This is a genomic window from Acrocarpospora sp. B8E8, assembly GCF_039871605.1.
Lineage (GTDB): Bacteria > Actinomycetota > Actinomycetes > Streptosporangiales > Streptosporangiaceae > Acrocarpospora > Acrocarpospora macrocephala.
Map to the genome: position 1 here is coordinate 49,877 of NZ_JBDPLV010000021.1, position 21,434 is coordinate 71,310.

Annotated in this window: 18 protein-coding genes; 6 read left to right on the forward strand and 12 right to left on the reverse strand. The window is 68.2% G+C overall.

Annotation, left to right across the window (positions count from 1 at the left end):
* Positions 1–67: 67 nt before the first annotated feature.
* The 4 genes from ABGB08_RS21655 to ABGB08_RS21670 form a co-directional block, all read right to left on the reverse strand.
* On the reverse strand, positions 68–295 hold the full coding sequence (locus ABGB08_RS21655) for a hypothetical protein (RefSeq protein WP_347592999.1): 228 nt from the start codon (positions 293–295) through the stop codon (positions 68–70).
* Between the two features lie 487 nt (positions 296–782).
* Positions 783–2,564 (reverse strand): reverse transcriptase domain-containing protein, encoded by a 1,782-nt coding sequence (locus tag ABGB08_RS21660; RefSeq protein WP_347593001.1) that lies wholly within the window; start codon positions 2,562–2,564, stop codon positions 783–785.
* Positions 2,565–3,862: 1,298 nt separating this feature from the next.
* Entirely contained in the window at positions 3,863–4,474 is a 612-nt protein-coding gene (locus tag ABGB08_RS21665) for a dihydrofolate reductase family protein (RefSeq protein WP_347593003.1), read from the reverse strand.
* Positions 4,475–4,531: 57 nt separating this feature from the next.
* Positions 4,532–5,656, reverse strand: a complete 1,125-nt coding sequence (locus tag ABGB08_RS21670) for an MFS transporter (protein WP_347593005.1) — start codon at positions 5,654–5,656, stop codon at positions 4,532–4,534.
* Between the two features lie 131 nt (positions 5,657–5,787).
* On the opposite strand from ABGB08_RS21670, the gene ABGB08_RS21675 reads away from it, so the two are divergent.
* Positions 5,788–7,212 (forward strand): PLP-dependent aminotransferase family protein, encoded by a 1,425-nt coding sequence (locus tag ABGB08_RS21675; RefSeq protein ID WP_347593007.1) that lies wholly within the window; start codon positions 5,788–5,790, stop codon positions 7,210–7,212.
* Between the two features lie 24 nt (positions 7,213–7,236).
* On the opposite strand, the gene ABGB08_RS21680 is transcribed toward ABGB08_RS21675, so the two are convergent.
* The 4 genes from ABGB08_RS21680 to ABGB08_RS21695 form a co-directional block, all read right to left on the reverse strand.
* Positions 7,237–7,710 carry a hypothetical protein gene (locus ABGB08_RS21680; protein ID WP_347593009.1) on the reverse strand — a complete coding sequence of 158 codons (474 nt, stop codon included), beginning with the start codon at positions 7,708–7,710 and terminating at the stop codon, positions 7,237–7,239.
* Complete coding sequence (locus ABGB08_RS21685) at positions 7,703–8,005, reverse strand: hypothetical protein (protein ID WP_347593011.1); 303 nt, start codon at positions 8,003–8,005, stop codon at positions 7,703–7,705. The genes ABGB08_RS21680 and ABGB08_RS21685 overlap by 8 nt, the downstream gene beginning before the upstream one ends.
* 88 nt (positions 8,006–8,093) lie before the next feature.
* Positions 8,094–8,447: a nuclear transport factor 2 family protein gene (locus ABGB08_RS21690; protein ID WP_347593013.1), complete on the reverse strand. Its 354-nt coding sequence runs from the start codon at positions 8,445–8,447 to the stop codon at positions 8,094–8,096.
* Positions 8,448–8,837: 390 nt separating this feature from the next.
* Positions 8,838–9,932, reverse strand: coding sequence for an ADP-ribosylglycohydrolase family protein (locus ABGB08_RS21695; RefSeq protein ID WP_347593015.1), 1,095 nt, complete (start codon positions 9,930–9,932; stop codon positions 8,838–8,840).
* 181 nt (positions 9,933–10,113) lie between these two features.
* On the opposite strand from ABGB08_RS21695, the gene ABGB08_RS21700 reads away from it, so the two are divergent.
* From ABGB08_RS21700 to ABGB08_RS21715, 4 genes are all read left to right on the forward strand, one after another.
* Positions 10,114–13,101: a hypothetical protein gene (locus ABGB08_RS21700; protein ID WP_347593017.1), complete on the forward strand. Its 2,988-nt coding sequence runs from the start codon at positions 10,114–10,116 to the stop codon at positions 13,099–13,101.
* Positions 13,102–13,476: 375 nt separating this feature from the next.
* Positions 13,477–14,943 carry an MDR family MFS transporter gene (locus ABGB08_RS21705; protein ID WP_347593019.1) on the forward strand — a complete coding sequence of 489 codons (1,467 nt, stop codon included), beginning with the start codon at positions 13,477–13,479 and terminating at the stop codon, positions 14,941–14,943.
* A gap of 191 nt (positions 14,944–15,134) precedes the next feature.
* Positions 15,135–15,452, forward strand: a complete 318-nt coding sequence (locus ABGB08_RS21710; protein ID WP_347593021.1) for a hypothetical protein — start codon at positions 15,135–15,137, stop codon at positions 15,450–15,452.
* Entirely contained in the window at positions 15,445–15,999 is a 555-nt protein-coding gene (locus tag ABGB08_RS21715; RefSeq protein ID WP_347593023.1) for a TetR/AcrR family transcriptional regulator, read from the forward strand. Before ABGB08_RS21710 ends, ABGB08_RS21715 begins: the two co-directional genes overlap by 8 nt.
* A gap of 86 nt (positions 16,000–16,085) precedes the next feature.
* Here ABGB08_RS21715 and ABGB08_RS21720 read toward each other — a convergent pair whose 3' ends face one another.
* Complete coding sequence (locus ABGB08_RS21720; RefSeq protein WP_347593025.1) at positions 16,086–16,547, reverse strand: PPOX class F420-dependent oxidoreductase; 462 nt, start codon at positions 16,545–16,547, stop codon at positions 16,086–16,088.
* A gap of 133 nt (positions 16,548–16,680) precedes the next feature.
* On the opposite strand from ABGB08_RS21720, the gene ABGB08_RS21725 reads away from it, so the two are divergent.
* Positions 16,681–16,821: a hypothetical protein gene (locus tag ABGB08_RS21725; RefSeq protein WP_347593027.1), complete on the forward strand. Its 141-nt coding sequence runs from the start codon at positions 16,681–16,683 to the stop codon at positions 16,819–16,821.
* Here the strand turns inward: ABGB08_RS21725 and ABGB08_RS21730 are convergent.
* The 3 genes from ABGB08_RS21730 to ABGB08_RS21740 form a co-directional block, all read right to left on the reverse strand.
* Positions 16,818–17,453, reverse strand: a complete 636-nt coding sequence (locus ABGB08_RS21730) for a hypothetical protein (RefSeq protein WP_347593029.1) — start codon at positions 17,451–17,453, stop codon at positions 16,818–16,820. The genes ABGB08_RS21725 and ABGB08_RS21730 overlap by 4 nt on opposite strands.
* A gap of 272 nt (positions 17,454–17,725) precedes the next feature.
* Positions 17,726–18,913, reverse strand: coding sequence for a hypothetical protein (locus ABGB08_RS21735; protein WP_347593031.1), 1,188 nt, complete (start codon positions 18,911–18,913; stop codon positions 17,726–17,728).
* A 116-nt stretch (positions 18,914–19,029) separates the two neighbouring features.
* Positions 19,030–21,078: a glycerophosphodiester phosphodiesterase family protein gene (locus tag ABGB08_RS21740; protein ID WP_347593033.1), complete on the reverse strand. Its 2,049-nt coding sequence runs from the start codon at positions 21,076–21,078 to the stop codon at positions 19,030–19,032.
* Positions 21,079–21,434: the final 356 nt, after the last annotated feature.

Sequence of the window (21,434 nt, forward strand, 5' to 3'; positions counted from 1 at the left end):
TGGTGGCCGACTCTGAGGGGCAACGGTAAAGGAGGTACGCCGCAGGGCAACCCATGCACCCTCCTCGTCAAACTTTGTCAGGACGGGCCTCATCGACGAGAGCCAGGGCGCGGCGGAAGACGCTCTTCAGACCCGCGTCGAACCCCTCCAAGTCGCGAGTGAGGGTGTTGGCGGCCTTCCCCTTGATGGCTCCGCCGTCGATGAGTTGGAGCAGTTTCCGCACATCGTTGCTGTGCTGAGCACTCAATTGCTCAATCTTCCGCCGAGTCGCGTTGATCTCCTCCTGCGTGGCCATGCGTCTCCCGGACGTGAAAATTCCTCCGCAGTTTAATAACCCCCTCCGGTATAGTACCGATATACCAGCCTTCTCGTGTGCTGCTTGTCGCTTGTAATGGCTGACGTGAGTTCGGGCCTGATGACGTCGTCGCCATCGTGACAAGTGCACGATGCACGCCACCGAACGCGATGGCGTGCCGATCAGACGCCAGCAGATGCTGGACTTCGGGCAACGTCATTCGTGCCAGCCCCGACTCGGGGTACGGGACGGCGCGTTCAGTCGCAGTCACCGCCGCGAGAGACACGTACGCGAGCAGGACCAGGCTGTTCCACCGGCACCCACCAAGTCCAGGTGCGTACCTGGTGCTGATCCGGGCCGGTCAGCCCTTTGCTCGTCTGGGTAGGGTGGGCCGCGCGGCGAGGTGCCTGACGTGCAGGTCCTTTTCCGGCGCGGCCTCCCTCCGAACCGGACGTGCCCGATTTCCAGGCATCCGGCTCTCCAGTGATCACGCCGTGAACGTGCAGGCTGGTCCTCGCTCGTGGATGAGGTCGTGACAATCGGCGCAGACCACGAGGGTTTTCCTGCGCTTCCTGATCATGACTTCAGCCCATCGAGCTGTGCCCGAAGCACGGAGTTCGGCGAGGTTGCGGACGTGGTGGACATGCACCTCGCTGTGCTGCTCGCAGAGCTCGCACCTGCCCGAGGAGAGCCTGCCGATCAGCTCTCTGCGCGGGTAGATGATGCGCCCGGTGGGGCGGTCGTTGATGACCGCCGTCTTGTGCCGTCTGAGTGGAATGCCACCGAACCGTGCCACCAGTGGCGTGCTGGCCTTCCCGCGGTCGACCACGGCTTCGAAGCACGTGCGCGGCCCGTGCGACGTCATGATCTTCGCCTTATGCTTGGCAGCGATCTTCGTCGGGGTCGAGCGGTGCTTGGATGCCAGGGTCTTCAGCATCGAGGTCAGCATGACCCAGCGGAGCCGGTGCAGTCGTCGGACGTCACCGGCGAGCAGGTAGTACTGGACGAGCCCTCGGTATTCGGCCCCGTAGATCCTGACGATGTCGTAGTCGTCATAGTTGATCACCTGGGATCGGCGCGCGGGTTTTCCGCGCTTGGTGTAGAGGGCGCTCTTGGCCTTGATCAGCGATGTCGGCACATGCAGGCTGACGGCCCCGTTCACGGCGCGCTGGCCGCTGGCGGTGCGTTGCCTGTCGTCGTGCTGAACGCTGATCTCATAGCCGAGGAAGCCCGCCCGGTCGGAGCGGGCATGGGTGATCAACGTCTTGTCCTGGGACAGTTCCAGCTTGAGGTCTTCGCGCAGGAACTGCGCCAGCCGCTGCTTGATCTCCTCGGCCTCGGCTTTAGGTCCGGTGAACCCGAGCAGGTGGTCATCGCAGTACCGCACATACCGCAGCCGCCGGAAGCCGGGATCGTGAGGATCCACGCTCGGCAGGCTCCGCATTCGATCACGGACCTTCCGGGCTTCGGCTCGGTCTCCGGCTCTGCGGGCCCGCGCGAGTGCGGCGGCCTCCTTGAGGTATGCGGGGTTGCGTGCCCTGCGTCCCCCTCGGGTGTATTCCGGGATCAGAACCGTCTCAACGAAGACGTCCAACCGGTGCAGATAGATGTTCGAGAGGACGGGCGAAGCGCACCCGCCCTGCGGTGCGCCGCTGAGCGTCGCGTTCCAGACCCAGTCCTCCAGGTATCCGGCTTGGAGCATGGTGCGCAACAGCCTCAGGAACCGGTTGTCGTGGATCTTCTCCGCCAAGATCGAGAGCATGACCTGATGATCAAGACTCCCGAAACAGTCGGCGATGTCTCCCTCGATGAACCAGGTCGTCCCGGTCCAGGTGTTGGCCACCTCCCGTAACGCGGTGTGGCAGCCCCTCCCAGGCCGGAACCCGTGCGACCGGTCGGAGAACCTCGGCTCGTAGTACGCCTCCAGCAGCAGGCGAATCACTTCGCCGACGAGCTTGTCCGACCAGGTCGGCAGCCCCAGCGGACGCAGTTTCCCGTTTTTCTTGGGGATGTAGGTCCGCCGGGCGGGCTTGAACCGGTAACGCTCATGGCGCATCGCATCGATGATGCGTCCGATCTTGCCCATGGACATGCCGTCCACAGTCTCCTGCGTGACCCCGGGCGCCATCGCTCCCTTGTTGGAATAGATGCGCCCGTAGGCCAGCAGATACATCTGCGGGTTGAACAACTGTCGATACAGTTCCGCACACGGCAGCCCCTTCCTGCCGCGTTCACGGAGGACACCCAGCACCGTTTCGGCGTTCTGCATTTCGCATACCTCCTGGCCTTCGATGTCCGATCACCTGGCCCCCTTCGCCCTGCGGACGGCTTTCCCGTCCTCCCTGGTGGGGCGTGACTCCCACGACTACTACGGGGCCTCCGTCGCCCTAGGGCTCGCGCCCCTTAGGCGATCCCACGTTCGTCTCCGCCATACGTGACAGCGCGATTTAGGCGTCCCATTCATCTCCTTCAATGCCCTCGCTGGGCATCACCCCGTGTCCCGGAGGTTGCCCCGGCTGTGCTTCAACGCCAGGGCAGGACACGGGCACCGGTTTCAGGCGCCGTTCCGGAGGATGCGAAGTTCCATCACTGGAGATTGGGCTTCAAGCAGTACAGCTTTCACCATGTCGCGCGGGTCTCCCAGCGCACCGCCCCAGACGCCTGGGCCCGGCCGCTGGTTTCCTGGCATGCTCTTGTCCCCATCAGCCTTTCGGCGCTGGGTAAGCCATCAGACCCAGAAACCTCCCTCCAGTTCCTCCCGGCTCTGCCGGGGATACGGCGGAGCGCCTCGTGGCGCACAAGGCCTCCTCGATCCGCCGCCGGGTCCCGGCGGCCTTGACCAGCACCGGCAGCGGCACGGTCTGGAGTGCGTAGCAGCGGTAGAAGGCCAGTCCGCCGGTATGCCGGTAACGGCCGATCAGTAACCAGCGCCCAGACATGCTGGCGGGTGACCTTCATCGACTGGGCGCGCAGACGTGCCTTCGTCGAACCGGTGGACGGCGGCGGCGTCGCCAAGTGGACGAGCGGGGGTATTGGCGGGCGATCCTGCGCCCTGACGCGGGGCGACACCTCGTCCCGCTACCAACTGCGGTGCGAGGGTGCTCTCATAATCGAACTGGAGTGCGGTCGGAGCTTCAGGGTGGCGATCGCGTCGCCAGCCTCCCTCGGCGGCCAGCTTCGTAGCCGCCGCCCGCATTGCGAACTGGGCTGCGTGGGCTTGGGTTGGCCGCGTGGTGTGGTGGGGTCCGCATACGGGCGCGGGCCGTGGTCACCGTGGCCAGAGTCTCCTTGTGGATCTATGGCGGCTGTGCTGAATACGTGCGCAACGTCTGGTCCCCATACCTTCGGAGAGTATATTCCCGCAGGTCAACGGCATGATCAGTTCAGACCGAGATATCCTCTACGGATCAGAAGGTTAGGGGTTCGAGTCCTCTCGGCCTCGCCCAGCTCAAGGGCCACTTCCGATCACCGGAGGTGGCCTTTCTGATCTTCGTACAGCTCAAGACGGATCAGCCGCGCTGCTCGGCGCGGCTGATGGGAGGCTCCGGGCGGGCTTGGGCCAGCCAGCTACCTCGCGACGCGGAATCGCAGGTGCGTCACGTGCGGTGACTCGATCAACCTATTTCGTTCCAGCTCGATGTGATTGGTGCCTAGGTGGTCGAACAGTCGGGTGCCTGAACCGAGAAGCACGGGCACCAGTTGAATCTGAATCTCGTCCACGAGCCCGGCCCTCACGAACTGCTGTGCGGTGTTTGCCCCACCCATGATGAGGACGTTCTTGTCGCGCGCCGCCGCTCGGGCCTGCCGAAGCACGCTTTCGATGCCGTCAGTGACGAAGGTGAACGCTGCGCTTTTCATGACCAACTGTTCGCGGGCTTGATGGGTGAGCACGAAGCAGGGCACGGGGAACGGGGTGTCCCCCCACAGCTCCACTCCCACGTCAAACGTGCGTCTGCCCACCACAACGGCTCCGGTCGATGCGAAAAGCTCCTGTGCGACCTGGGCGTCCACTCCATTCGGTGATGTGCCGCCAGCGGCTACCGTCCGATCCGAACTGCTGTTGAACAGCCACTCGTGGAGCCGCTCGCCGCCTTCGCCCATGGGGTGCTCGATGGTCACATCGGGTCCGGCGCTGAAGCCGTCCACTGACACACTCATGTTCAGTACGACGTTTTCCATGAGGTTCTCCTTTCGCTCGTTTCTTGCGGTATCAACAGGGCGCGGCTGAAGCGACCGTCAAGTGATGTCGCCTTTCGACGCGGCCCTATGGTCGAGCCACGCGGGGGCCAGCGCGGTGAACAGCACGATGGCGGTGACGGCGAATCCCACGGGGTAGCCCATCGGCACGGTCAGGAGGCCGAACACGACTGCCCCGACGCCCATCCCGCCGTCGTAGGCGAGGTTCCACAGCGCGCTTACCCGACCAATGTCGGACTCGGTGGCGCGCTCGAACATCAGTGCCAGCGTCACGTTTTGGGCCAGGCCGAACCCGAGCCCGAACAGCCCCATGCCGGCCATCACCGCGACCGGGCTGCCCACCCAGACGAGCACGGCCGTGCCAGCGGTGGCCGCGAGCACTGCGGGGACGAGTAAGCGGGCAGCGCCATGACGGTCGCCGTACCAGCCCGCGCCCCAGCGTGCGAGCGGAGCAGCGCAGGACTGCACGAGCAGAGCCCCCGCGGCCACCTGATGCGACTCGGCCGGTACGGCCACGGGGAGGAAGGTCAGCAGGGCGCCGGCCGCCAGTGTCACGGTGGCGAAGATGACCGTCGGCCTGGCGAGCCCACGGACACGAAGGGCGCCGAGAACGCTGGCGTGCTCGATCCGAGCCGACCGGGCCGGCAGGCCAGGTACGGCGGCCAGCGCGAGCAACGACAGCGCCGCCCCGGTGATGAACACCGGCCCGTACCCGACGTTCCCGACCAGCCACAGACCCAACGGCAGGCACGCGATGGACGGGACCCCGACGGCTGCGCCGTACAACCCCAGCCCCTCGCCGCGGCGATCGGTCGGCACGAGCTCGGCGACGAGGGCCGCGCCAGCCACAACGACAATGCCGAGCCCTGCGCCACGCACCAAGCAGACACCCAGCACCAACGGCAGTGAGGAGGATGCCACCAGTACCAACGCAGGCGCCCCGAGCAGAAGCAGGCCCGCGGCCATCACGGCGCGGTACCCGTACCTGTGCAGCAGGCCCGGCACTGCGAACTCCATCAGTACGGTCCCCAGCATCAGTGCGCCGGTGGACATGCCCGCGCCCGCGCCGCCCACCCCGGCCGTGGCCACATACAGGGGGACGACCGACATCAGCAGATAGAAGCTCCCGGGAGAACACACCGACATGATCAGCAACAGAACCATCGGACGGGTCAGGATCGGTTGCCGATCCACGACATCCCCGAGACGAACCTCGCCCCTGCCCACCGAAGCTTGCTGATGATCCATAAGCCGACCGTAGGACGGGATCCGGTTCAGCAGTAAGGTCCAGTTTCATGCTGATTGACTGGACCGGTTCCGGACCACAACTCCTGTTGCAGGTCGACCGAACCCGACCTGAACCCCTGCGCGACCAACTCGAACGCGCATTGCGGGAGGCCATCCGCGCCGGTCGGCTCGCCGCCGGAGAGCGACTCCCCTCATCCCGCGCCCTGTCCCGCGACCTCGGCATCTCTCGCGGCCTGGTGACCGAGTGCTACGCGCAACTGCAGGCAGAGGGCTATCTGGTCAGCCGCGGCGGCTCGGCCACCCGGGTTGCCGCAACCGCGCGTCCGTACACGGCCGCGCTTCCGCCACCCACAGCCATCGCGCCCGCCAGAATCGACTTCCGACCCGGCGTACCCGACCTGTCGAGCTTCCCGCGCGAGTATTGGAGCGGCGCCCTTCGCCGTGCCTGCCGCGACGCGCCCAGCGACCTGCTCGGCTACCACGACCCGTACGGCGATCCGACACTGCGCGACGTGCTCGCCGCCTATCTACGGCGAGTCCGCGGCGCCGGCACCGACCCCGATCACACCGTCATCTGCGCGGGCTACGCACAAGGGCTCCAGCTCGTCCTGCGGTCCCTGGCGGGCCAGGGCGTACGCGTCGTGGCCTTCGAGGACCCCGGCGACCCCGACCACCGCACCATCGCCGCGATGCTGGGCCTCGACGTCATCGCTGTTCCGGTGGACGAGCGCGGCATCGACACCGACGCACTCGCTGCCACCGACGCACGCGCCGTCGTGCTCACACCCGCCCACCAATCGCCCACTGGCGTCGTGCTCGCCCCTGACAGGCGACAAGCCCTGATCAACTGGGCCATGGCACGGACCGCGACGATCATCGAGGACGACTACGACGCCGAGTTCCGCTACGACCGCGAACCCGTCGGCGCGCTACAGGGCCTCGCCCCAGACCGGGTCGCGCTCCTCGGCTCCGTCAGCAAGTCACTGGCGCCGGCCCTGCGACTCGGCTGGATTCTCAGCCCACCCCACCTGACTCCCGATGTCGCCCGCTACAAGCAGCTCGCCGACCGCGGCTCACCGGTCATCGACCAACTCGCGCTCGCCGACCTGCTGAAGTCCGGCCGCTACGACCGCCACCTGCGCCACATGCGGCAGCGCTACGCCGCCCGCCGCGCCGCCCTCCTCGAAGCGATCCAACGACACGCACCCAGCATCGAACTGCGCGGGCTGGCCGCCGGGTTCCACACCGTCGCCCAGCTACCAACCGATGTCGACGAGCGTGCCATAATCGCGGCCGCACGCCGTCGGTCCGTCGGACTGTACGGAATGAGCACCTACCGCATGGACCAGCACCCACGGCCCCCGCAGCTCGTACTCGGATTCGGCAACCTGACCACAGCCGCCATCTCCGACGGCATCGAGATCATCGCCGACCTGCTTCAGCCACGCCGAGTGAGCCAGAGACCCGCCTGAGACCCTCGATGACCGGGCATGTGATCATTTGGTGGGGCAGGACTCCCGGTAGCTCAGATCTGTTCCCACGTGCTCGCGCCACTCTTCCTGAGTCAGCTGGCGTCCCGCCCGCTCGCCTACGGCCGGGACGGCCCGCGCGGGGTCGGCCGGCAGGTCCTGGAACGCGCCGTCGTGCCCCACCACGCGCAGGAGCGAGCCGTCGGCCGTGAAAGCGAGCGCGGGCATGGGGTCTTCCACCGCGTACGGATCGAACGTGCCGGTGGTCACGGTCCAGGCGGCGCCGAGCTGTTGGCCCGTGACCGTGTCGAACAGCGTGACCTTGGTGTCGTGGGCGATCGCCAGAGTTCGCCCGTCGGGGAGAACCTGGCCCCCACCACGTCTCCCGGCACCCTGAACACCTGCGCCGTCGTGCGCCAGGTGCGGGTGTTCCACAGGGCCACCGCCCTGCTCCCGTACGGCGAGGCGGCCAGCGGGCCCTTCGGCGCGAGCGTCATCCACCTCTCCGCGACGCGGCGTCCCAGAGCGTGGGGGGCGCGAGCTGATTCGGGCGATAGGTGATCACCGTACGCCCGTCGGGGCTGACCCGCATGATCAACCCTTTTCGGGCGACGTCAAGCCGTCCGGCCTCCGTGAAGCCGGGCACCGACCAGCTGCGCACGGTGTCGCCTGTCGGGGCGAACAGCACGTCTCCTGAGGCGGTGAACTGCCTGTGCAGCGCATCGGGAGGCAGGACACGCCGGGGACCGGTCTGCCGGGCGGCCGCGCTGACGGCTCGCGCCGCCGTACAGGACACCGCGGCGAACTGATCCCACCCCCAACACCGGAGGGCGACTCCCGTCGGGGGCGCCCTCCGCCATAGGACCCGGGGCCTTTGTCGAGGGTCAGGCAGTGGGCACCTGGTCCAGGAAGCCCAGGACCCGGCGGATCCTGCCGTCTCCGGCCAGCTCCACCACGTCGAACCCGGTGGCGACCGGTGCCCCGTCCGCCGGGCCCAGGTGCCAGGTGAAGCGGGCGATGTGGTGGTGGGCGTCGTACAACTCGCCGGGCGTGAACACCAGGCCGGGGAACATGCCCTGCGCGGCCTCGATCACCGCGGCGATTCCGGCGTGTCCGGCCACGTCGGCCAGGGGGTCGGTGTAGGTGCCGTCCTCGGTCCACAGCTCGGCCACCGCCTTGGCACGGGCGTCGGCGTCGGTCTCGTTCCAGGTGGCGACGTAGCGCTCAACGAGGGTCATGATCGGGCTCCTTCGGTGGTTCGTTGCGACAAGTGAAGGATGTCGGCCACGGGTAGGAGCCGCGATTACGCGCCAGGTAACGGCGGGCCGCGACCGGCGGGTCCACCTGGGGAGATGCCGGTGGTGTGAGGGCTGTCACGCCCGACCGACACCCGCTCGCCCCGCTTGGGGCCGCTAAGGTCCCGGATGCCGGGCTGCCTGGGGAGCCGGTCCTTAGCGGCCTCCGAAGCCGTGGAAGTGCTCCACTGCGATCCCGTCGGAGCGCTCAGCGACGATCCTCGTCACGTGCTCTGGCTTTCGGTCCCGGTCGTGGCTTTGGCCCGAAGAGTCAGGGTGTGCGGGTGACTTTCATGCTCCTCGGAGTCGGTCCTCGTTGCCTGCGGTCATGGATTAGCACCCGGGGTACTTGTCCCACGGGAGGCGGCCGCCGGTGAACTGGGTGGTGAAGTCCTCGGCGAGTTCGGTGATGGCATCTCTGCCTTCCAGATGGGACAGCCAGCGCTGCGGGAGGGCCGCGTCGCCGTACCGCGCGCCGAGGAGGTTGCCGCAAACGGAGCCGGTGGAGTCGCTGTCTCCGGAGTGATTGACCGCCAGCAGCAGCGCCCGCTCGATGTCGTCGCCGCCCACCAGCGCGCAGTAGATTCCGATCGCGAGTGCCTCCTCGGCGACCCACGCGCCGCCAAGCGTCTCCACCGTTTCCGGTGATGGTCTCGCGTTGCCGGCCAGGGCGACCGCGGCCTGGATCGCGGCGGTGGTCTCTTCATGTGCGGGCTGCTCGCCGAGCAGGTCAAGGGCGTAATGTACGGCCTCCGCCAGTGGCCTGCCCTGGATCAGGAAGGAGACGATTGCCGCGAACGCCCCGGCCGCGAGGTAGCCGGTGGGGTGCCCGTGGGTGATCTGGGCGCAGTCGGCTGCGAGCTTGAAGGCCAGGTGCGGGTCCTCGGTGGCCAGTCCGAACGGGGCGGACCGCATGACGGTGCCGCAGCCCTTGGAGCCGGGATTGATCGGCCCCGGCGTGCCGGGGGCAGCGATCGGGCCGGGGTCGGCGCGCAGGCCGGACAGGCAGGTGTTGCCGGGTGCGCGACGCGAGTAAAGCCACGTCTGCTCGCGGAGCCGGCCGGTGCGGACGAGATCGTTCGCGGGCGGCGGGGAGCGGTGTGCCTGGGTGTCGAGCCAGCGCAGGTAGGCGTGGCGGACGACATCCACTTCACCGCCGCCGATGCCTCTCTCCCGGACACGTACGTGGGCGCGGATCAGCCCCTCGACGGTGAACAGCATCATCTGGGTGTCATCGGTGACCAGACCGATCTCGCCGCGCTGGTCGGGCGCGAGGTCGGTCAGTCCCGCCTCGCCATGGTTGCGGCGGATGGCGGCAATCGAGTCGAACTCGACGGGCGCGCCGAGGGCGTCGCCGATCGCCCCGCCGAGCAGACAACCACGCACCCTCGTCCGGAATGGAATGTCGCCCGGGTCGGTATGGCTCACCACAATGATCCCCTCTCGCACGGCTGGACCGACCGTAGCGACAGAAGGCGAGGCGGGGCCTGGTTTTGTCGGAGGCGATCTCTAGCGTTTGCGGCATGACGACTGCGACGCAGGCGTGTTCCCACGTCTGTTCCTCTATGCCCACCTCCGGCGGCCGTGCGTGGCCTGCGGAGGGGGCCGGATGAGCGCCTGGGAGAGGGTGCGGAAGGCCATCGCGGATGGCGACGCCGCTCAGATGGTGGCCGTGGTGCTGGGCCTCGATGCGGTGGGGCGCCGGGAGGTGGCCAACGAGCTGCCCGGTTATGTTGGCTCCGCCAGGAAGGAAGCCCAGGAACGATTCGAGCGTCGGCGGGCCGACGCCGACCAGGCCGAGGAGCAGGAAAGGAAGGAGTTCGTCCGCGCCGAGATGGCCCGGGGGCTCGCCAGCGAGCTCGCGCACGAGAGGTGGTGGATGGGAGGCCACGACGACATGTACCGGGTCGACTGGAGCATGAGGGAGAACTGGATCGAGCCCATGCGGGTCGCCGGGGCGGGCACGCTTGGCGGTGCGGCGGCTGTCGCGACCTGGCTCTACCGGCGGGACTTCGCCCGTTGGGCGACGGTGAACGACCCCGGTCCGCTGCTCCAGGTCATCGCCGCACGTCCGCCGGAGTGGCAGGCCGATCTCGCCGTACGGCTGGCGCTGCGCCTGCGCGGCACCCGGGCCCAGGCCGGGGACGGCAGTGGGGACCTGGCGCTGGAACTGCTGCGCCGGACCGGGGCCGTCCCGCCGGAGCATGAACCCCTCGTGGTCGCCTGGGTGTCCACCCCGCCCGACCTGGAGCGCGACCCGCTGACCGAGTATCTGGTTCCCCGGATCTTCGAGGCCGAGGGCGTGGGGCGGGCTTTGCGTGAGGACCGGCTCGGTCCACCCGAATGGGCCCGGGACCGGCGTTCCTGGCTGCGGGCGCTCCGCGACCTGGCCGACGCGGGCCGGGTCAGCCGTGATCTGCTGGTGGACGGCTGCGTCCGGCGGTTCCTGCTCGGTGGCAGCGGCCCCGACCTGCGCTTCTTCGCCCGGCTGCATGACCTGCTCGACCCCGCTCCCAGCCAGGAGCGCGCCCGCGACTATCTGCGGCTGCTGTCCGCCGCGCCGGGGCCGGTGGCCGAGTTGGCGCTGCGGCAACTGCGCGGCGCCGGCGGCCTGAGCGCCGACGAGGTCAACGAGGCGCTGGCGGCGCTGCTGTTTCGCGCGGAGGGCAAGCTGGTGCGAGCGGGGCTGACCTGGCTCGATCAGGCGGCCCGCGACGCCGCTGGGGACCTCGACCAGCTGGCGCCCGCACTCGCCTCGGCGTTCCTGTGCGAGTCGTACGGGGTCCGAGAACGCGCGGTACGGCTGGCCGTCAAGCATGCCGGGCGCTTCTCGCCGCTCGGTGCGGTGGCCGTGCGTGAGGCGGCTGTCATGCTGCCCGCGGATCTGGGGGCGCGGCTGTCGGAGGCGTACGGGGAGGTGGAGGCCCCGCCGACGGAAGAGGACGCATTCGAGGCCGTACCGCTTCCGTCGTTCGAGGCGCGCGTCCGGCAGCCGTTCCCTGCCGCACTCGACAATCTGGCCAGCACGTATAACCGGCTTGATGACGGCGTCGCCTTCGAGCGGTGGCTTGACGGCTTCGTTCGCAACCCGGCGGCCAGGAAGTCGCCGCACACGCGGGACGGGCTGTACAGCCACCGCCAGTGGTCGCGGATCGAACAATGGGCCGAGGCCCTGCTGCGCGAAGCCGCTCAGCCCGGCCAGGAGCCGCCCATTCCCGAGCCCGAGCGGGAACCTGGGTATGCCAACCACGCCATCAGTGTGAGCACCGCCGAGGGCGTCTTCGAAGTCGACTTCGGCCGTCTTCCCGCCGATTGGCGCGAGAGCATCGCCACCGGTCTCACCGATCGCGGCGTCCCGCTGGGCAACCTCGAGCACGTCGAGGCGGGGCCGTCGTTCGAAGGGGAGATCCTCGAAATCTCGATGGCGTCGATGGGACACTGGCGCGAGCCGGAGGACGAGGCGGAGAAGCCGCGTGACCGGCTGCCCAATCCGCGCGCCGTCTCACCGCCGCACTGGGCCATGCTCCTGCGCTGCGCCGAGATCCACGCCGCCCTGAAAGAAGGGGCGCTCCCGCCGTACCTTCTGGCGACCCCGACCCTCACCTCGGGTCATCTGGATCCGGCGGAGCTGGTCACCCGTCTGGAGGGCTATGAACGGGAGGGCGTGCAGGCTCTGCCCGCCGACCTGCAGCAGGCGTTGCTCCGCCTGCCGCGGGAGGTGGATCCCGATGTGGCGGACCGTGCGGTGAGGCTGGCCTCCGAGGCAGGCGCCACGCTGGCGCGCTGGTTGAAGGAACGACCCGAGCCGGTGATGCGCGTGGACTGGTCCCACGCCGGCGGCGACTACACCCACGACCAGCAGCCGGGGGAGCATTCCCCCGGACTTCACCCCCGTATCCGGCTGGAGCCGACGGGGATGGCACTGGTGGACACGCTGCTGGCCGACCCGCCGTCCTCCCGCTGGGAAGAGCACGGCGGCTACATGCCGGACTGGCGGCTCATGCTGCCCTCCGACCGGGAGGCGGTGGCCATGCACCTCCTCCCGCACCTGCTCAACGCCTGGGACCGGCCCGGCTACTTCCACCGTTACGTGGCCGAGTTGTTCCATCAGGATGGACCGGTGGGCGAGGGGCTGGCGCTGCTGATCGCCGCCCTGCTGGCCGAGCGTGGCTGGTTCCAGTCGCTTGAGCGGGGCCAGGAACTGCTGCTGCGGGCGGCCGCCGACGGCTGCCTGCCCGCCGTGGAGTGCGGCAGGCAGTTCGGCCTCGTCATTCGCAGGGGCTCGGCCAAGCTGGGCGACGTGACGACATCGCTGGAGGACTGCGCGCGGAAGGGCGCACACCGGGAGGTCTGGGAGATCATGACCGGTCTGCTTCCCGTCTACCTGCCGGGGCCGGGGGAGCGGGCACACGCCGGCCACACCCAGGCACTCGTCTTCGCCGCCGAGGCCGCCCGCTGGGCGGACGCGAGCGGCACGCTTCCCGTGGTCGCCGAGATCGCCGCGCGCAAGGCGACGAGCGGGTTCGTTCGTGCGGCCCGGCGCCTACACCAGCAACTCGATCCGGGAACCGGTGACCCGCACCCTGAAAACCGATGACGTACGCCCTGAGCCGTGTTCCGCATGACGATCCCCTCATCTGAGGTCGGGGCGTTGTAGCGGCGGATCATGGTCGCAGTGTGCGAGTTGACCGTGTCGGGATGGATCGGCTCAGCTCAGCTCAGCCGGTGTGGTGTGTGAGGTGTTCACGCAGGCCATGGAGTCGGGTGCTCCTTCGTACGATCTGAGGTTGTCGTCCGCCGTTGGTGAAAACCGGGTGACATTTCGCATCGCTTGTCGGAATGCTGGGGACGGGCGAGGAGTTTTTTGTCGGTGGTGCCGGTCATTCTTTGCATGACCACAACTTCTTGTGAGACCCAAGGCTGGGACACCAGCGCTGACGACGTCATGTCCGACAACCCCGATTGAGGTGCCGTGCCCAGCCCACAGGTCGACCAGCTCGACTCACCTGCCAAGTCCGCGACCGCTGTTTCAGGTCGCACCCCGGCCGTGATCCGGCTACTGGTGCTCGCCACGTTCGTGGTCATCCTCAACGAAACGATCATGATCAACGCGATCCCGCGGCTGATGGGCGCGCTGCACATCACCGAGCAGACCGCGCAGTGGCTCTCGACCGCCTTCATGCTGACCATGGCCGCTGTCATCCCGATCACCGGATGGTTCCTGCAGCGGGTGTCCACCCGCAGCGCGTACACCACCGCGATGGGTTTGTTCCTGCTCGGTACGGCGTTAGCCGCTGTCGCGCCGTCGTTCGCGGTGCTGCTGGGCGCCCGCATCATCCAGGCGTCCGGGACGGCGGTGATGATGCCGCTGCTGATGACCACGCTGATGCGGGTGGTGCCCGAGGCGGAGCGAGGCCGGGTGATGGGCAACGTCACCCTGGCCATCTCGGTCGCGCCCGCCATGGGCCCGGCGGTCTCGGGGGTGATCCTCCAATTCGGGTCCTGGCGGCTGCTGTTCGCCGTGGTGTTTCCCATCGCCGCCGTGATCACATGGCGCGGCCTGAAGCAGCTCAAGAACGTCGGAGAGCCTGAGTTCAGCACCATCGACTGGTTGAGCGTGGTGACCGCGGCCGCCGGCTTCGGCGGCTTGGTGTACGGGCTCAGCCGGTTCGAGGGCGGTGACGTCCGCGTCGCCGCCGCGATCGTGGCGGCCGGCCTGGTCGCCATCGCCGTCTTCGTCGTCCGCCAGTTGTCGTTGCAGAAGCGCGGTGTGCCGCTGCTGGACCTGCGTACCCTGCGCTATCGCACCTACACGGTCGCGCTGATCCTGATGTCGGTGGCCTTCATGGCGATGCTCGGCTCGATGGTCTTGCTGCCGCTGTACCTGCAGAACGTCCGCGAGATCAACGCCCTGGAGACCGGGCTCCTCGTGATGCCGGGCGGCCTCGCGATGGGGCTGCTCGGTCCGACCGTCGGCCGCCTGTTCGACCGGTTCGGCGGCCGGGTTCTCGTCATCCCCGGCGCGATCGCGATCACGCTCGCGCTCACCGGCTTCACCCAGGTCACGATGACCATGCCGTTCTGGCAGATCCTCGGTCTGCACGCGCTGCTGATGGTGGGTCTGGCCGCGACCTTCACCCCGGTCTTCACCCTCGGGCTCGGAGCGGTTCCATCGCCGCTCTACTCTCACGCCAGCTCGATCCTGGGTACGCTGCAACAGGTCGCCGCGGCCATCGGCACCGCGCTCGTGATCACCGTGATGAGCGCGCGAGCCGATGCCCTCACATCCGCGGGAACCACGCAGGTGCTCGCCAACCTCGACGGCATGCGGCTGGCCTTCATCATCGGCGCGGTGCTGTCCGTGGCCGTGATCATCACCGCCCTGCTCCTACCGGCCCGAGCGGACAACGTCGGCGAGTTCGAGGGAGTCGGCCACTGAGGCCGGCGTGACGGCGGTGAAGTCGGACGCCGTAGTCTCCCTTGCCGGCCGTGCCACAGGGGCGTCTTCAAGGCCGCGTCGCTGATCTGGTCACAGGCGATTGGCCCGGCGTTCTGGAACGAGCCGCTTGAAGGCTAACGCCGTTAGCCATATGTTGTGGCTAACGGTGTTAGCCTTGCGAGGAGACCGACATGACTACACCTGCCACGGCACGCTGGGCCGCTGAGCCGGTTCGCAGGGTTGCCTGGGGGACATTCGCTGCATTTCTGGGCGCGTTCGCCGTCTTCGAGTCGGTGAAGTACGGCCTGCCCACCACGGCGGCAGCTGTCGCGTTCCTGGCGGTGCCGTTCGTGTTCCGGACCAACCGGGTGGCCCAGTCGGCGCTACTGCCGCTTGCCGTTCTGATCGGCTACGCGTTTTTCACGCCGGTCGCGATGCCGCCGATGTTCACCGCGGGCCTCGGCTGGCTGACCGGTGTCGCCGTGCTGCGCGCGGCCCGTCGTGGCTGATCGGCTCGCCCAGATCGTGGCCGCCGCCAGGGAACTGCTGGAAGCGCAGGGCCCGGAGGCGGTGTCCATGCGGCGCATCGCCGACCGGCTCGGCATCCGGGCGCCGTCCCTGTACAAGCATCTGCCGGACAAGGCGGCCGTCGAGGCGGCCCTGCAGGCGGAAGGGCTGGCCGGTCTGGCGGAGGCGCTGGAGGCGGCCGAGGCCGCCTGGCGCGGCGGGTCGGCGCTGTCCGCGCTGGCCGGCGCTTACCGGCGGTTCGCGCTGGAGCACCCGCACCTGTACCGGCTGACCAGTGATCGCCCGCTGGCCCGCGACGCGCTGCCCCCTGGCCTGGAAGCGCGTGCCGTCGCACCCCTGCTGCGCGCGGTGGGCGGTGACCTCGACGTGGCCCGCGCGGTTTGGGCCTTCGCACACGGCATGGTGCTGCTGGAACTAGACGGCCGATTCCCACCCGGCTCCGACCTGACCGGCGCCTGGCTGGCGGGTGCCACCGCCTTCGCAGTCCCCACCGCGAAGTCCGACACCTCAGGCCCGAACCCGCAATAGCGGCTACTGAATCATCGTCAAGATCGCGTTCGTACTGCATGCGCTTGCGGCGGTCGGCTCGATCGGTGTGGCAGCGGCGGGTGACCTCAGGCGAGGCGGGCCGGGAAGCCGCCGGTGGCGACCGGGCCCCAGCGGGTGGGGGTGACGCGCAGCAGCGACTTGCCCTGGCGTGCCATGGCCGTGCGGTATTCGTCCCAGTCGGGATGCTCGCCCGAGATCGAGCGGTAGTAGTCCACCAGGGGTTCGAGCGCCTCGGGCAGGTCGAGCACTTCCGCGGTGCCGTCCACCTGCACCCAGGGGCCGTCGAAGTCGTCCGACAACACGATGACGCTGACCTGCTCGTCGCGCCGGGCGTTGCGGGTCTTGGCCCGCTCGGGATAGGTCGAGATCACGATCCTGCCCTCGTCGTCGACGCCGCAGGTCACCGGAGAGGCCTGCGGCCGGCCGTCACGCCGGGCCGTGATGACGATCGCCCGGTGCCGTTCGCGCAGGAAATCGAGCAACTGCTCACGGGTGACGGTGTCCGACGTCGCGATCCTTGGGCTCATGCGGCCAACTCTAGGCCGCCCGCATGACTCGTGCCTGCGGGGTCCGGCGTCACCGGTCGGCTCTGTCGAGGAGGTCCGTGATCGCCCCGGCACGGCCTCCAGGCGGCCGGATCTTCCCAGGGGAGCGCCCGAGATGGCTTCGGTGGCCCGCCGCTGTGGCAGCGGCGGGTCACCACGACCCGCGAGGGACGCCCAGCACCGCTACCTGGCCGGCAGCGTGACGTCTGCGATCCGCAACGCGGCGGGCGCCCTCGCGGTACACCCGCTGGACTAGAGTTCGCCGCTCTCGATGCGCTGCTTCAGGCCCTGCTGGATCCCCTGGTGCGCCAGCACGCCCTGAGACAGCGTGAAGTCGATGAGGTCCACGGTCGTCTCGAAGGTCAGGTTCTCGGTCACGCGGGTGCGCGACGCGCCGAGGCTCTCAAACACGATCTTCTGGTGGGTCACGATGTTCCCCGTCGACCACGAGTCGACCTCGTAGCAGTACCTTTCGAGGTTGATGCGCTGCTGGGCGTGCGTGTTCAGCGTGATGGGGTCCGGCTCGACAGGGATCACCTCGATCGCGGTGAGGTTCTTGGTCCGTACGCCGTGCTTGGTCGTGTCGGAGTGGGTGACCACCCGCTCGAGGAACGGGTTTGCCCCGATGTGGTTCTCGAAGTTGGAATAGGCCTTGAAGACGCGGGTACGCGGCGCGTTGATGACGATGGAGATGCTCTGAGACTTGCGGGCCCGGCCGTCCGGCAGGGGGTCGACCACCTGGGAGAACTTGTACGTGTTCCAGGCGTACTGCCACTGGAGGGCGAGCTGGGCGTCAGTGTCGGCCCGCGCCGGCGTGCCCATGATCGAGAGCACGAGGGACAGGGCGAGCAGGGGAGCGCTTAACAGGCGAAGAAGCCTCGTTTTCATGGCATGAACATTTATCGCATCCTGCTCACTGGCACCTCTGTCACGATCACCTCTGGCAGTAGTTGCCAACCTTTTTCCGGACATCAACCAATAACCCACACCTATCTCGATGCGTCCGCCATGCTCGTCGATCTTGGCATTGGGCGCCTCCGGAAGGGTAGGGGTTCGAGTCCTCTCGCCTAGAAAAGCCCAGGTCACAAAGCTAGTGACCTGGGCTGTTGGTTGTAGTGGATCAGCGCGAGGTCCGGTAGGCAGGGACCTCTCCGGGTGGGTTAGTTGCTTTCGAGTGGGACCCAGTTGCTCCAGGCGCCGCCGGCTGTCTTCTGCCAGATGTGGTACGGCTGGCCGTCGCCGCGGAAGCCGACGACTTCGAGGCGGCCGTCGCTGTTGCGGCCCACGGCCAGGCCCTGGCGGGTGAATCCGGTGGTGCCGCCAAGAGTGTCCCAGCCACTGAAACCGCTGTTGAGTGCGGTCTGCCACATATGCTGGATCGTGCCGTTGTTGCGGAGGGTGAACGCTTCGATTCGGCCGTCCAGGTTGCTGGCCATCGCCACGGGGGCGGTTGAATCGATTTGGCTGTTGCCGAGGTTCTGCCAGCCACTCCAGCCGCCGCTGAAACCTTGCCACTTGTGGCAGAAGTCGCCCCGGTACTCCCCGTTGTTCGGCTCGATGGAGATGATTTCCAGTCTGCCGTCCTGGTTCGCGGCGGTGGCTATCGCCCGGACACCGCTGGTTCTACAGTGGCCCATCGGCTCCCAGCCGCTCCAATCGCCGCCGGCAATGCGCTGCCATTTGTGGTAAACGCCCGACAGGCCGCCACCGTAAGGGCTGCTGGCCGCGCCCACGGCGAACACCTCCATCCGGCCGTCTTTGTTGCGCGCGCCGGACACCGGGCCGAGTGAGGTGGTGACGTCCGGGGTGCCGAGGTCGAGCAGTCCCCAGCTGCCCCCGGGGGTGACCTGGTAGAACGACCACAGGCGGTGGTTGCCCGTGACGAACACCTCGATGCGGCCGTCCGTATTGGTGAGCGCCGAGAGGCCGCCCACGACGTCGAAATCGCCGAGTTGTGCCCAGCCGCTCCAGCCGCCGGACGCGAGTTGCCACATGTGGTGGAGGGTGCCGTTCGTGGTCAGGGCGAACACTTCCAGGCGGCCGTCCTTGTTCGACGCGACGGCCGGGCCGCCGGTCACGAGACCGGGTATGGTGCCCAGCGGTTGCCAGCCGCTCCAGCCGCCGCTGGAGCGCTGCCAGTTGTGGTAGAGATCGTCGCTCCTGGTGCCGCCGAAGGCGAACACCTCCAGTCGCCCGTCTAGGTTGGTGCCGAAAGCCGCACCCCACAGGGGTGTCGGTGCCGCTGACGCCGGGGTGGCCGTCGACATGCCCACCGCCGTCAGCATGACGGCAACGACGGACAGTCCCATGAATCGCTTCATGAGCTGTCCCAGGTTCTTGCGCCGCATTAAGCCTCCAGTTCGTTTTCACCACCGGGATATGGCTTGGGCTGAGCATCGAACCTGTCGGTATACGTGCGGTATAGGTCCTGCTAGAACGTGGACGGAGGCAGCAAGCGCCCGCCTTACCGCAGTCCGTTGCGGCGGGCGACCCGTGCGAGCAGGTCGACATCGTCGGAGATGATGCCGTCGGCACCGAGGTCGATGACCCGTTGCATGGTGGCCTCGTCGTCGATGGTGTACGGGATCACCTTGAGCCGGTGCCGGTCCCGCAGGACGCCGACCGCGGGGCCGTGGTAGTAGGACGGATTCTGGCGTAGGAACCAGTCGGGGGAGTCGACGGTGGCCTGGTCCGGGTCGTGCACCTGCCAGTTCGACGAGACCGTCGACGCGCCGGCGGCCCGGACCAGTTTGCCGAGGTCGCGGTAGCGCCACCAGTCGAGGCCGCCGGTCCACGGGCTGGTCACCGACGGGTCCCCGTACACCGGACGGAGCGAGCACGCGTCGGCCAGGGACGTGCACTCGGCCGGCCCGTACTGCCGCACGATAGCGACAGTTTCGATCCGCGGATCCAGCTTTCGCGCCAGTCGGATCGTGCGCCAGTCCAACGACTGGATCGTCGCGCGGGTGGTGAACTTGCTGGCCTGAATGGCCCGGACCAGCTTGCCAGTGAAGATCTGGTACGGCGCGGTGTCGGCGACCAGCGGGTTGGTCCGTGTCTCGATGTTCAGGCGGATGTCCTTGCGCCCGCTGGTCCGCACCAGGTCGAAGACCTCCTCCAGGGTGGGGATCCGTTCGCCTGGTACGGACTGCTGGCCGGGGAATTCCGGCAGCGTCTTCGAGCCGCAGTCGATGGTCCGCACCTGGGCGAGGGTCAGGTCGTGCAGCGCCTTGTCCACGTACGGGAACTTTGGATCATTCCGGCGCGCCGGCGCGGTGTCGACGCAGTGGGAGCCGTTGACGACCCGGTCGTGGCTGACGACCAGGTGGCCGTCCTTGGTGACGCCGGTGTCGAGTTCCAGGGTGGAGACGTCGGGATTCGCCAGCGCGTACCTGAAGGCGGCCAGGGTGTTCTCCGGGCGCGCCGACCTTGCGCCGCGATGGGCCTGAACGTCGAATGGGGACGGGTACGCGCGCGGCAGCCGGTAGCCGCGATCGTCGAGCAGCCCGCGTAACCGGTCCGGGTAGTCGGTGATGATGCCGTCCACGCCGTCGTCGATGAGCTTGGCCATCGTCGGCACGTCGTCGACCGTCCAGGGGATCACCTTGATGCCGTTGCGGTGCGCGTGGTCGACCAGGGCCTTGTCCACGAACGGCAGGTATCCGGGGTCGGTGACCGCGGCGTTCTCGGGGTAGCCGTGCAGCGGCGAGTAGGCGTACGCCCCGAAGGTCTTCACCGCCGCGATCGGGTCGCCGCCGAAGTCGTCCAGATCGAGCCCGCCGAGCCAGGGCGTGAGGTCGACGCCGGCCAGCGCCGCCGCGTTGTTGCCCAGGGCGACCCGCTTCACCGTGGGGGCGACTTCGCGCAGCCGCATCAGCACACCCCAGTCGAAGCTCTGCACGGTCACCCGCCGCTCGAAGCCGGCGTCGCGGATCTCCCGGGCGACCACCTGCACGAACTGCTCCCGCGGCGCGGTCTCCTGCGGCGAGGAGGCCTCCACCTTGGTCTCGACGTTGAGGCTCACGTCGTCTGCCTGGTACCGCTTGACCAGGTCGAACACCTCCCGCAGCAGGGGCATGCGGGAGCCGGGGACGGCCAGTTGGCCGGGTTTGTCGGGCAGGGTCGCCGAGCCGCAGTCGAGGGTACGGATCTGGGCCAGGCTCAGGTCCTTGATCAGCTTGTTTACGTACGGGAACTCGGGGTCACCGGGGGAGACCGGCGCGGTATCGGCGCACTTGCCCGCCTGCACCCTGCGGTCGTGGCTGACCACCGCTTCGCCGTCCTCGGTGATCAACACGTCGAGTTCGAGCGTGGACACGCCGAGGGTGAGGGCGTTGCCGAAGGCCGCCAGCGTGCCCTCCACTCGCAGGCCCAGCCCACCGCGGTGCGCCTGCAGGTCGAAATCCTTGCGCGGCCGACCATGATCGGAGCCCGCGTACGCCGGAGCGGCGAAAATGAGGCTGGTCACCGTGATGGCCGCGGCCACCGCCGGACGCCACGAAGAGATCGTCATGGCCGCAGATGATCCCAGCGCCTTGAGACGCGCGGGCATGCCTCTGGCGGCGTCCGGCTGAAGCCTGAGTGACAAGGTCGCAGCTAGGGCTGGCTTCTGTTGATCTCGCAGCCCAAGGTGGAGTTGAAGAAGGTGTAGCAGGAGTTCGTCACGAAGGTGTCGGTGCCTGGACCGCCGTCGCAGCTGTCCTCGGTCACCGGGGGTCCGGACCGGATTGATTTCCCTGGGCAGGTCGAGCAGATGCGGCGGATTCCGGCGCGTGAGCTCGCAGCTCAGCTGCTGCGCCCGGTATCGGGTGCCGGAGATCCGGCTGCGGCCCGCAAGTGGGGAAGATGTCCAGCTCGCGGTAGCGGTGG

What these genes read in the sequence shown, in the direction of transcription:
- ABGB08_RS21730 (WP_347593029.1), bottom strand. Translation starts at nt 17,453, where the DNA reads ATGAAAACGAGGCTTCTTCGCCTGTTAAGCGCTCCCCTGCTCGCCCTG.
- ABGB08_RS21710 (WP_347593021.1), top strand. Translation starts at nt 15,135, where the DNA reads ATGACTACACCTGCCACGGCACGCTGGGCCGCTGAGCCGGTTCGCAGG.
- ABGB08_RS21735 (WP_347593031.1), bottom strand. Translation starts at nt 18,913, where the DNA reads ATGCGGCGCAAGAACCTGGGACAGCTCATGAAGCGATTCATGGGACTG.
- ABGB08_RS21675 (WP_347593007.1), top strand. Translation starts at nt 5,788, where the DNA reads ATGCTGATTGACTGGACCGGTTCCGGACCACAACTCCTGTTGCAGGTC.
- ABGB08_RS21660 (WP_347593001.1), bottom strand. Translation starts at nt 2,564, where the DNA reads ATGCAGAACGCCGAAACGGTGCTGGGTGTCCTCCGTGAACGCGGCAGG.
- ABGB08_RS21700 (WP_347593017.1), top strand. Translation starts at nt 10,114, where the DNA reads ATGAGCGCCTGGGAGAGGGTGCGGAAGGCCATCGCGGATGGCGACGCC.
- ABGB08_RS21725 (WP_347593027.1), top strand. Translation starts at nt 16,681, where the DNA reads ATGGCTTCGGTGGCCCGCCGCTGTGGCAGCGGCGGGTCACCACGACCC.
- ABGB08_RS21655 (WP_347592999.1), bottom strand. Translation starts at nt 295, where the DNA reads ATGGCCACGCAGGAGGAGATCAACGCGACTCGGCGGAAGATTGAGCAA.
- ABGB08_RS21670 (WP_347593005.1), bottom strand. Translation starts at nt 5,656, where the DNA reads ATGGTTCTGTTGCTGATCATGTCGGTGTGTTCTCCCGGGAGCTTCTAT.
- ABGB08_RS21690 (WP_347593013.1), bottom strand. Translation starts at nt 8,447, where the DNA reads ATGACCCTCGTTGAGCGCTACGTCGCCACCTGGAACGAGACCGACGCC.
- ABGB08_RS21665 (WP_347593003.1), bottom strand. Translation starts at nt 4,474, where the DNA reads ATGGAAAACGTCGTACTGAACATGAGTGTGTCAGTGGACGGCTTCAGC.
- ABGB08_RS21740 (WP_347593033.1), bottom strand. Translation starts at nt 21,078, where the DNA reads ATGACGATCTCTTCGTGGCGTCCGGCGGTGGCCGCGGCCATCACGGTG.
- ABGB08_RS21720 (WP_347593025.1), bottom strand. Translation starts at nt 16,547, where the DNA reads ATGAGCCCAAGGATCGCGACGTCGGACACCGTCACCCGTGAGCAGTTG.